Consider the following 10,209-nt stretch of genomic DNA (forward strand, 5'->3'; position numbering starts at 1 on the left):
AGATGTAGACCACGACGGCCAATGCGATGAACGCGACACTGAACAGCGCGCGCAGGAGCTTTCTGGTCGTCAGGTTCACAGCGACCTCGACCAGATGTTGCGCCGAATCGTCAGCAATGAGTAGGGCAGGAGCCAGGACAGACAGAGCGTGGAGATGAGTCCCATCAGTGGCCGGTAGCGCCATCGGGTCGAGTTGGGGTTGTCGACGGCGAACGCCACGGCCCAGGCGCAGCCTTTGATGAAGATGCCGCCCAGGTAGAGAGCGGTCAGTAACCACAGTCCGTTGACGGGCGCCCAGATCATGTGCCGGATCGCCATCAGTGGCGCAGCCGCGACCCAGACAGCGTGCCCGTAGTAGAGCACGGACGGCTGAAGCCCTCTGCGCCACATGAACGTTCCGGAGAAGCACAGGTTGCGGATGAAGCTTTTCTTCCAGCGCACCTGTTGCTTGAAGAAGGCGCGGGGTGACTCGGGCACAACCGTCCACACCTTGGCCGAGCGCACGTAGCCGACCCGCCATTTGCGCTCGGGGTAGTCGACCGCGGCAACGAACGGAGACTCGGGGTACTGCTCTTTGAGCGCTCGGCCCCGCCACTTCTGGCCCAGGACGTATCCGGTGAGCTGGCGGTCGGTGGCGAACTTGAACTCGCCGCCGAGAAAGCGGTCATTGGCCCACGCCGGCAAGTAGTTCCAGATGGCGTCGCGGCGGAACACCGCCAGCGGCCCGGATACGCACGTCACCGACCCGACGGAGGCTTCGGCGGCTTTGACGACGCGGAACGATCCCTCGTACCAGGTGTCCTGGATTTTCGTCAGCAGGGTGGAGTCGGCGTTGAGGGCGCGCGCATGTCCCGACACCGCACCGAGGTCCGCCTCGGACACCAGGGCGGCGACGCAGCGCCGCACCGCGTCCGGTGCCAGGACGCAGTCGGAGTCGGTGAACGCGATCACCTCACCCGTGGCCACCTCGGCGCCGCGAACCAGGGCGTTCTTCTTCCCGACGTTGCGCTCGAGTTCGATCAGCGTGAAGTTCAGCTCGGTGGTGAGGTGTCGCAGGATCTCGGTGGTGCCATCGGTGGAGGCGTCGTCGACGACGATGACCTCGAGGTCGGGATAGTCGGACTCGACCATCGACCGTACGCAGCGCTCGATCACGTCGCATTCGTCTTTGATTGCCACCAGGAAGCTCACGGTCGGCACCGCGTGCAGGGGTGGAAAACTGAGCGGCGCAACGTGGTTGGAGTGTCGTGACTCGGCTGGATCTTCGTATCGTGCGTAGGCGAGGACGAAGGCGTAGATGGTCGACGACAACACCGCGAACCCGTACAACATGATCCACGGGTCGAAGATGATCTCCGGGAACTGCCGAGCCAGCAGAGCGAACAGCGGTGTCAGCGCGAGTATCGCGACCAGGAACTTGGCAGCCCTACGGACGTGTGGGTCCCAGTTGTCGAACCATCGACGTCGCGGTCGCGGAGCGCCCCACTTGTCTGCATCTATCCGCGCGGCTGACCCCGTGGGCGGCGTCCATGTCTGTACCGGCTCGGTCCGCGATGACTGAGCCGAGTGGTGAATAACCATCTGTCAGTGCATATCCGGGATGAGACGGGCCTCGGAACGAAAGGTCATGTCCAGCACCTGCGGCCGGTCGGTGTCGTGATCTGAGGTCCACCAATCGGTCTCACCCGGATGGACGGTGTGCACAAGAATGAGGTCTGCCGATTCGGCGGCTTCGCTCGAAGAGGTCGGAACCCGTTGTCCGTCAATGGTGATGGCAGGGACGTAGGCGTCCGAGTAGGTGACCATGGCACCGGCGCGAGTGAGGTCGGCGATGATTTCCAGGGCGGGGGACTCACGTACGTCGGCGACACCGGGCTTGTACGCAACACCGACGATGTGCACACGGGAGCCGGCCAGCGGCCGACCCGCATCGGCCAGTCGGGCGCGGATCTTGCTGACGATCGCCGACGGGCGTTGCACGATGCCGGTCATCGCTGCCTCGGTGATCGGGGCGCTGCCCCTGGTGCGCCGCAGCTGCCACAGCAGGTAGTGGGGATCGCAGGGAATGCAGTGTCCGCCGACGCCGGGCCCCGGTGTGAACTTCATGAAGCCGTACGGCTTCGTCGCCGCGGCGTCGATGATCTCGGTGATCGGTAGCCCCATCGATTCCGCGACCTCCGCGAACTCGTTGGCGAAGGCGATGTTGACGGCGCGGAAGGTGTTCTCGAGCAGCTTCGCCATCTCGGCGACCTCGGGGGAGGACACTTCGTGCAGTTCGGCAGCGGTGGCGGCCAGGGTGTCTGCCGCGTGATGGGTACATGACGGGGTGACGCCGCCGACCACGCGCGGGGTGGCGGTCGGAGAGTGGCCGGTGACACCGGGGTCGATGCGCTCAGGCGAGAAGGCGACGAAGACATCCTGGCCCACCGCGAAGCCGCGATCTGTCAACGGATCGACCAGCAGTTCACGGGTGCAACCGACGTAGGTCGTCGAGGTCAGGATGATGCTCTGACCACCTCTCGCCTGGGCGACCACGGTCGTGCAGGCCGAATGCAGGGCTGTGAGATCCGGCGCCTGGCTCTCGTCGACCGGGGTGGGTACGCACACGATGACGGTGTCGGCCTCACGGATCTGGTTCGCATCGAGGGTGAGTTCGAGAAGTCCGGAGTCCAGGTCGGTACGCAGTCGGGCGAGATCGGCCGGTGGGAGGTCGATGTTCGCATCGGCGATGTTGGTGAGGCGCTCGACGGCTACGTCGAAGCCGATCACTCGGTGGCCTGCCGCGACGAGCGACATCGCCGTCGGTATGCCGACATATCCCAAACCGACTACCGCAACCACAGCATTGCCTGAACGGTCCATTACTTTGCCTTTCGAAATCGCCGCGGATCTATTCGGGGCAGGGCGTCGCTCAGGGCGATGCAATCCGGTGACGAAGACTTCGATCTGATTGAGCGTTCGAGAAAAAATGCACTCAGATCAACATCGATGGTGACTCCGCACAGCTGGTGTTCGCGCAGTTTTACGCGACTTCCTACCGAGATCCGTCGCAAACTGTACTCGAAACAGGCCAAAATCCCCGCTCGAGAACTGAATTACCGCTGATTCATCTGTTGGGCCCACAGGCTAGGACGGCGGTCTCCAGTCGACTGCCCAAGTTTAGGCGATTCGAATTTGACACACCACTCATTGAAATAAGCACGGCAATGTAATTGCAGACAATTTGCAACTCGGGGGTCGACCCAGCCGTTGCCGGTATTTTCGATGAGACGTAAGCGAACTTATGACCGTAACGGTCGTCGATGGCTGCAGTTCACTGCGCCACGACCCCGGGATGCCCGTCGATGCGCTGTAGGTTCTGCACTTCGGTTCTAGTTAATCGACCGCCGTCCCTTGAGAACCCAGTCATTGAAACAGCACCGGCGACGGCTGTGCGCTGGAAGTTCCCACTATCTGAGACGACGGGTGCGGACCAAGGGGCAACCGGTGATTGCTGTTGTCCGGCAATGACATAGACGATCAGAAGTTCGGACGGAGTCGGCCTAGTCGGGCTGTCCGCGCTCGAGAGATTCAAGCGATTCGACATAGGGCGGCAACCGTTTGCCGTCGAACGGCTCGAACCAGTTGTCGAACTCCGCGGAGGCTTCACCGCGGCGAACAGGTCCGGTATCGCTCTCATTGGGGCCGTAGAGGTGGTCGTGATCGGCGCCCGCCAGCAATTCTCGTGCCAACGTGGAACGCCAGTCGTCCGCCAGGTCGAGGCCGTAGGTGTCTTTGTAGAACTGGACGTGGTCGACCAAGACACGAATGAGTAGTTCTTGGGCGACGCAGTCCGGTGGCGACCACTCTCGGGTCAACCGGGCGAACAGGTCGGCTGCCGCGACTATCAGCTTCTGTACGAACCGATAGTCGTACTCGTGCGCGAAACGTCTGGGTAGAAAGGGCAGGATGGTCCCGTCGGTGGTCAGCCACACCTCGGGATCGGCCGTGGACCTGCCTGCCAGGTCTTCGAAGAGCCCATCCGTTACATAGTAGGAGGCAACCCACAATGCGGCCGAGAGGGCGTCAGCTTGCTGCTGCTGGACCGCCCGCGCAGTGGGGTCGCGTTCCATGGGATCGACGCCGAGGAGCTCAGGTGGGATGCCTGAGACCCGGCGGGCGGTGTGCATGAATGTGGTCGTCGTTTCACCCATTCGAGGCCCCCACGAAGATAAGTCAGGTTACGGCGCACGTATCTCGACGCGATCAAATCCTGGTCAATGGAAGTCTGCCCAAGGCTGGGTAGAGCTAAACGCGCGCGGCACATTCTGGGGATGCTTGCCCGGTCAACTTTGAGGCATAGCAACGGCCGGGCGTCTAATTATTCAGCCGTGCGAGAGGGGCGTAGCGAAGTCTCTCGGAGAGTGAGATTTTTATTCGCAGTAACGAGGCAAACGTCGTCTGATGGGAAGGCTCGTGTGCGCCTCTGTTGCCGGCGATGTCACGCACGCAGGGAGTGCGGGATGTTCATTGGTGCCGTAGATCCGGCCAAATTCGTTGAGCGGGGGATTATCTCGGAATGCGCAAAACCCAAGGCAGCAACGCGGAAGACGCCTGCGCATTGATCTGCTCTCGATCGTCAGCGCGCTTGACCATCCGGCCGATGGCCAACGCGACAGCGATAGACGCCAGTACCCAGACGACGGCCCCGATGCCGCTCAACCACCACATTCGCAAAATTATGACTATCGAGAACTGGAAAAGAAAGCCAGATCGAAGAATTGATTGTGACGATCACGAATTGCTCGCTAGTGCCGGAATTTCAGGCCTTGCGATCCCATTGAGCGGGGGATGAAGCCAAGAATGCGGCCGTCCTGAGAATGATCGGCGCCGAACAGTAGGGGCGTCGCCTCGCGCACCGACTTCGACACCCGTGAGGTCGCAAATGGTGCTCGAGAGATTGGAAACTCGATTCTGATTCGACAGTCATCTGCGGTGCCCGATGTACTCGCACTTTCGCCGGAAGCCGTGCACCAATGACTCGATCATGTGACCGACACGTAATCCTTTCGACGCTGTTTGATGTCCTTTCCTGTCCATACTGAATGGCATGTGGTGGATCGCTATCGGAGCCGTCTTCTGGGTGCTGATGGCGATGATGGTTGCCCTGCTCATCGGACAGGTGGTCAGCCATGCCGATCTCGAGGACGAAGCCGTTGCGCTCCGTCGGCAAGGTCGAGGTCGAACCTGCGTCTTCTTCGCTGACAATGCGAACTGCACTACGGCACGGGGAGTCGCTGAAGTTCATATGAACAAGCGACGGCATCAGGTTCAGGCGTCAATCACTGCATCACGTTGTTGCACAACAATTGTGACTCCATGTGCGGGTGGAGGATGGGGCTACCCCTGATATGCGAATCTGGCCCCAGTAACGGACAATCATTCGAGACGTCCGTCGAGGGTCAATCGAAGAGTCGGGGAGTATGAAGAAGGTCATTCGTTTAGTTACCTGCGCGGCGTTGGCCGCGTGTCTCGCTGTGAGCGCACCGACGGTGGGGGCCGCACCGGAGGCACCGGACTCGAGCGCCACCTCCAGCGGCGACATCGGATACTGGGATCAACAGTTGGCACAGCGAGATCGATCGATATTGAACCGAGCTGCGGTGGGAACGGAACGAGAATCTGTGGTGCAGGTGTACTCAACCGCGATGAACCGCTCGGTGCCTGTGCATATTCGGCGACCCAAGGACACGGCAACGCCGGCCCCGGTTCTCTACCTGCTCGATGGTGGCGCCAGGTACGCCTCCACCGACATCGCCCAGTACCTCGACAACGCCCACGTCAACATCGTGTCGCCCGCAGGCGGTATCAACGCCTACTGGACGGACTGGAAGAGTCCCGATCCCGATCTGGGTGTCGCCAAGTGGGAGACGTTCATGACCAAGGAACTCCCGCCGGTGATTGACAACATGCTCGGAACCACCGGGCGTAACGCGGTGGCAGGGATGTCACGTGTAGGAACGTCAGCCCTGCAGTTAGCGATCGCGAAACCTGGCCTCTATGACGGTGTTGCTGCCTACAGCGCGTGTGCAAACGTCAGCGATCCAGTTGGGCAGGCGTTGATCCGGATCACCATGAACCACGTCGGGGTGGGAGACCCGGAAAACATGTACGGGCCGTCGAACGATCCGGAATGGGCTGCTCACGATCCGTGGGTTCATGCCGAACGTTTGCGAGGCACGGCAGTCTTCTTGTCGGCGGGCAGTGGCCTGCCGGGCCAATACGATCGGCTGAACGACTCCTACATCGGTGGCGATATAGCCAAGTTGGCGGACCAGATCATCGCTGGTGGCGCGATCGAGGCGGTGACCAACGGGTGCACCCGCGCGTTCGCGATCCGTTTGACTGCACTGGGTATGCGTCCGACCACGCACTTCCGGTTGACGGGCACCCACGCCTGGAGTTACTGGAACGATGATTTCCATGCCTCGTGGCCGATGCTGTCGAGGTCGCTGGGCTTGGGCTGATGCTCGCGTAGTCAGCGGATGAGTCCGGCCGGGTTTACGATCGGTACCAATGAAGTGGATCCGCAGATTGTTGATCGCAATGTGCGTGGGTCTGGTCGTTCTGCCTGTGGTGCTGGGTGTTTCGGGTTACATGCTGTTCACCAAGGGCCACATGGATCGGGTGACGAGGGCAGACGCGATCGTTGTCCTTGGAGGTGAGCATGACGGCCGTGAAGCGTACGGCCTGGACCTAGCCACACGGGGATACGCCGACACAGTCCTACTTTCGAACCCGTATTGGTCCGGCGACAAGGTCATGAAGAAGGAATGCGCTGCCTCCACCCCGGAAGTGACGGTCGTTTGCTTCAAGCCGCAACCTGCAACCACTCGTGGCGAGGCCATCTTCACCCAGCAGATGGCAGAACGGTTCGGATGGGACCACGTCATCGTCATCAGCTGGCGCTATCACCTCTTGCGGGCACGCTTCGTCTTCTCTGAGTGCTTCACGGGGAAGGTGACCATGACTGGCGTACCGCGCGCCTATGACTTCTCACTGGCGAAGTGGGAAAGTGTTTATGCCTACCAGGTAGTGGGCTTTGTGAAGGCAGCGGCGGTGGGCTGCGATCGTTTCCTGTAGCAATCCGTCTTCACGTGAGCTTGCCGTACACGGAGTAGATGACGTGACTGATCAAGTAGGCGTCAACGGCTGCGAGTGCAGAAATCGCGACATTCTGTAGGACGGTCAGAAATACTGCACCCACTCCCTGCACGGAGAAGCGCTGGGGGAGGGTCGACATCACCACAAACGACGAGCTGGCCCCGCAGAATCCTACTGCCGTGGCGGTCAACGACCACGATGTCTGCGACTCGCCGGCAACGGCGACGGCGAGGAGCGCCGCACTGAATGCGTTCAGTGCGAGGACTATCCGCTGGTCGCGCCACGGCAACAGCGTGAGAGCGCAGTAGCCGAACGCGCCACCTGCGGCGCCACCCAGCGTGACTTGGAGGAGGGGACTCATCGAGTTCCGAGTCGGGCAAGGAGTTGGCCTGCGGCGATCGCGCCGGTCGCAACGAAGAGTGACCCGATGAGATACGCAACGGAGAGCCACACGTCGGTGGATGTTGTGGCAACAACGACGGCGACGCTCAGGGCGCCTAGTCCGCTGCAGAAGCCGAGCACGAACCAACGTAAATATGGTCGTCGGTACCAGCCCGTTTCCAGCGCGCCGAACAGCAAGCCTGAAATACTGATTGCGATCAGACTGACAACGAAATCGTGGCGAGGACCGGAATACCACTGGTCGAGCAACTGCCGTGCTCCGGCACCGAAAGCACCTCCCGTTGCAGCGCAGACGAGTTCGATGCCGCGGAAGGCGCGCTGTGGCATGCCGCCAGTTTATGTGCGTAAGTGTCGTCGAGCAGTCGACGGCGGTGGGGGATTGGTCACTCTCGTTGGTAACTCCACCTCCGTCAAGACGGAGACGGACCCCCGGGTCGGGGGTCCGTCGATACTTCTATCCGCCCGAGCTACCTGCAAACAGGCTGGTGACAACGAACTGGATGATCTGGCCGAAAACTTCAATGAACCCGAACAGCTCTGATGACATATGCGATCCTCTCGAGGCTTCCGAATACAACGGACGGGACTTTAGTCCGACCGCTTTTCAGAATGCCTCATCAAAAATTGGGGTGAAGCTTTTTCAGATAATCCCAAGCTGGCCGCTTAGACGGAGGGATCAGTTGGGAAAAGTGGACCTGAGCGTTGATTCCGGCCGCAGGGTGCCGTCAGGGTCGGTGACGAAGGCGCCTGGGCAACCGCCAGAGAGCGAAGAGCTGACGGCGGCCCATACCAGCGGGTTGTAGGGTGCTGCTCCGTGATCGAAGCGGCCATTCAGACCTGGTACACCCGGTATCGCCGAGAGCCGACACTGCGCTCCATCCAACCGGCCGTCGCTGTACTCGCGCTCGTTGCGAATCGCGTAGTAGCGGGTAGGCCCAGGGGTATCGCGCCCAGCGTTGAGCGTCTGCATGAACTTAGAGCCCATACACACTTGACGGGCAATATCGCCTGAACAGCCCGGCGCGACGCCATATTGCGGGGTGCCGATGGCCACGTAGTTGTCGACGTGCTCAGTACCTCCCAAGACCTTGAGGTAGTACCGCGACGACAGTCCGCCGACGCTGTGTCCGATCAGAGACAACGCGCTGCCAGGTTGACGTCCGCGGATTCCATCGACGGTGGACGCGATGTCGTGCGCGTCGCCTATGAGGTCGGTGCCGGCAAGACCCAGCACGCGAGTCTGGAAACCCTGAATCCCAAGTGCCTGCGCGAGAAGTTGGTATGTTTCCGGGCTTTGGCCCTGGCCGGGCACAATGATCGCGACCCGCGCAGGTGGAGCAGCTGCAGCAGGTGGAGCCACCGATAGTGCTACTGCGATCGATGAAATTCCTATTAAGACCCTGGTTGTCAGTCTCGTGTGCATCTGTCGATTAGAACGTGTCGGTGTAAAGAACGGATTACCGGGACCCTAAGTTGCGGTGTGGTGAGCATTAGAACGAGTGTGGTCGCAACAAGTATGCGACGCCGCAAGAATCGATGGCCTGTGCTGCCCCGCGCTCTGCGGCAATTTCTGATCTGCTAACGCTCTTTGCCCCGTTCGAGGAGATCGAGAAGGTAGGTGCCATACCCAGACTTCATGAGCCGTTTTGCGCACAGTAGGAGTTGTTCGTCGTCGATGAAACCGCGGCGCCACGCGACCTCTTCGGGGACGGCGATCTTGAGTCCTTGACGTTCTTCGACGGTGCGGACGAAGTTGCCGGCGTCGAGCAGCGAGTCGAAGGTGCCGGTGTCGAGCCATGCGGTGCCGCGGGGCAGCACCTCGACCTGGAGTAGACCTTTGTCGAGGTAGGCGCGGTTGACGTCGGTGATCTCGTACTCGCCGCGTGCACTGGGCTCGAGGTTGGCTGCGATCTCGACGACGTTGTTGTCATAGAAATACAAACCCGGAACCGCAAAATTGGACTTGGGTTTCTCTGGCTTTTCCTGCAAATTGATCGCTGTGCCGGCGGAGTCGAACTCAACAACCCCGTAAGCCTCCGGGTTGCGGACCCAGTAAGCGAAGACTGCGCCACCCGCGATCGTTTGGAATCTGTTGAGCTGCTCGCCGAGTCCTGGGCCGTAGAAGATGTTGTCGCCCAACACGAGTGCCACCGAGTCGGAGCCGATGTGATCGGCGCCGAGAACAAAGGCCTGCGCGAGCCCGTCCGGCTTCGCCTGTACCTGATAGGTGATGGCGAGGCCAAACTGGGAACCATCGCCGAGCAAGGCGCGGAACGCTTGCTCATCGTGCGGGGTCGTGATGATCAGGATGTCTCGAATATTTGCCAGCATTAAAGTGGTCAGCGGATAATAAATCATCGGTTTGTCATATACCGGGACCAATTGTTTGCTGACACCCTGAGTTATGGGATGCAGCCGTGAGCCGGTCCCTCCGGCCAGGATAATTCCGCGCATGCCGATACCATAATGCTTGTTATCTCAGTCGGCTCAGTGAGAGCGATTTCAGTAAGGTCTGCTGCATTCAACAAGGGAGAAATATGCGGGTATTGATCACCGGTGGAGCGGGCTTCATCGGCGCGAACTTTGTGCACCGAACACTCGCCACCCGGCCGGACGTGCAGGTCCGCGTCCTCGACGCGATGACCTACGCCGCCAACGCCGCAT

General features: G+C 60.7%; 11 protein-coding genes. 3 read left to right on the plus strand and 8 right to left on the minus strand.

Annotated features, from left to right (window positions below; translation table 11 throughout):
• Window positions 1–75 precede the first annotated feature (75 nt).
• The 4 genes from J3S28_RS04505 to J3S28_RS04520 form a co-directional block, all read right to left on the minus strand.
• Window positions 76–1,581 (minus strand): glycosyltransferase family 2 protein, encoded by a 1,506-nt coding sequence (locus tag J3S28_RS04505; RefSeq protein WP_207837966.1) that lies wholly within the window; start codon window positions 1,579–1,581, stop codon window positions 76–78.
• A 3-nt stretch (window positions 1,582–1,584) separates the two neighbouring features.
• Window positions 1,585–2,862 carry a nucleotide sugar dehydrogenase gene (locus tag J3S28_RS04510; protein ID WP_207837978.1) on the minus strand — a complete coding sequence of 426 codons (1,278 nt, stop codon included), beginning with the start codon at window positions 2,860–2,862 and terminating at the stop codon, window positions 1,585–1,587.
• A 680-nt stretch (window positions 2,863–3,542) separates the two neighbouring features.
• On the minus strand, window positions 3,543–4,193 hold the full coding sequence (locus J3S28_RS04515) for a hypothetical protein (RefSeq protein WP_207837980.1): 651 nt from the start codon (window positions 4,191–4,193) through the stop codon (window positions 3,543–3,545).
• 355 nt (window positions 4,194–4,548) lie between these two features.
• Window positions 4,549–4,710: a hypothetical protein gene (locus J3S28_RS04520; RefSeq protein WP_207837982.1), complete on the minus strand. Its 162-nt coding sequence runs from the start codon at window positions 4,708–4,710 to the stop codon at window positions 4,549–4,551.
• An 806-nt stretch (window positions 4,711–5,516) separates the two neighbouring features.
• Here J3S28_RS04520 and J3S28_RS04525 point away from each other — a divergent pair.
• Together J3S28_RS04525 and J3S28_RS04530 are read left to right on the plus strand one after the other, a co-directional pair.
• The gene (locus tag J3S28_RS04525; protein ID WP_307796830.1) at window positions 5,517–6,506 is read left to right on the plus strand and encodes an alpha/beta hydrolase; all 990 of its coding nucleotides are present in this window, start codon (window positions 5,517–5,519) and stop codon (window positions 6,504–6,506) included.
• A 49-nt stretch (window positions 6,507–6,555) separates the two neighbouring features.
• Complete coding sequence (locus tag J3S28_RS04530; RefSeq protein ID WP_207837986.1) at window positions 6,556–7,122, plus strand: YdcF family protein; 567 nt, start codon at window positions 6,556–6,558, stop codon at window positions 7,120–7,122.
• A 10-nt stretch (window positions 7,123–7,132) separates the two neighbouring features.
• Here the strand turns inward: J3S28_RS04530 and J3S28_RS04535 are convergent, their stop codons facing one another.
• The 4 genes from J3S28_RS04535 to rfbA form a co-directional block, all read right to left on the minus strand.
• Window positions 7,133–7,504, minus strand: coding sequence for a hypothetical protein (locus J3S28_RS04535; protein WP_207837988.1), 372 nt, complete (start codon window positions 7,502–7,504; stop codon window positions 7,133–7,135).
• Window positions 7,501–7,872 carry a hypothetical protein gene (locus J3S28_RS04540; protein ID WP_207837991.1) on the minus strand — a complete coding sequence of 124 codons (372 nt, stop codon included), beginning with the start codon at window positions 7,870–7,872 and terminating at the stop codon, window positions 7,501–7,503. The genes J3S28_RS04535 and J3S28_RS04540 overlap by 4 nt, the downstream gene beginning before the upstream one ends.
• A 349-nt stretch (window positions 7,873–8,221) precedes the next feature.
• Window positions 8,222–8,905 carry a lipase family alpha/beta hydrolase gene (locus J3S28_RS04545; protein WP_207837994.1) on the minus strand — a complete coding sequence of 228 codons (684 nt, stop codon included), beginning with the start codon at window positions 8,903–8,905 and terminating at the stop codon, window positions 8,222–8,224.
• 218 nt (window positions 8,906–9,123) lie between these two features.
• A complete protein-coding gene (rfbA, locus tag J3S28_RS04550) occupies window positions 9,124–9,999 on the minus strand; it encodes a glucose-1-phosphate thymidylyltransferase RfbA (RefSeq protein WP_207837997.1) in 876 nt (291 codons plus the stop codon).
• An 83-nt stretch (window positions 10,000–10,082) separates the two neighbouring features.
• Between rfbA and J3S28_RS28230 the strand changes: the two genes are divergently transcribed.
• The coding region (locus tag J3S28_RS28230) for an NAD-dependent epimerase/dehydratase family protein (protein WP_237341111.1) at window positions 10,083–10,209 on the plus strand (127 nt) is incomplete at its 3' end.

This window comes from Williamsia soli (assembly GCF_017377795.1).
GTDB lineage: Bacteria > Actinomycetota > Actinomycetes > Mycobacteriales > Mycobacteriaceae > Williamsia > Williamsia soli.

Bases quoted from the DNA above. Each gene is read 5' to 3' on its own strand.
- J3S28_RS04515 (WP_207837980.1), bottom strand. From the start codon at position 4,193: ATGGGTGAAACGACGACCACATTCATGCACACCGCCCGCCGGGTCTCA.
- J3S28_RS04535 (WP_207837988.1), bottom strand. From the start codon at position 7,504: ATGAGTCCCCTCCTCCAAGTCACGCTGGGTGGCGCCGCAGGTGGCGCG.
- J3S28_RS04520 (WP_207837982.1), bottom strand. From the start codon at position 4,710: ATGTGGTGGTTGAGCGGCATCGGGGCCGTCGTCTGGGTACTGGCGTCT.
- J3S28_RS04530 (WP_207837986.1), top strand. From the start codon at position 6,556: ATGAAGTGGATCCGCAGATTGTTGATCGCAATGTGCGTGGGTCTGGTC.
- J3S28_RS04510 (WP_207837978.1), bottom strand. From the start codon at position 2,862: ATGGACCGTTCAGGCAATGCTGTGGTTGCGGTAGTCGGTTTGGGATAT.
- rfbA (WP_207837997.1), bottom strand. From the start codon at position 9,999: ATGCGCGGAATTATCCTGGCCGGAGGGACCGGCTCACGGCTGCATCCC.
- J3S28_RS04540 (WP_207837991.1), bottom strand. From the start codon at position 7,872: ATGCCACAGCGCGCCTTCCGCGGCATCGAACTCGTCTGCGCTGCAACG.
- J3S28_RS04505 (WP_207837966.1), bottom strand. From the start codon at position 1,581: ATGGTTATTCACCACTCGGCTCAGTCATCGCGGACCGAGCCGGTACAG.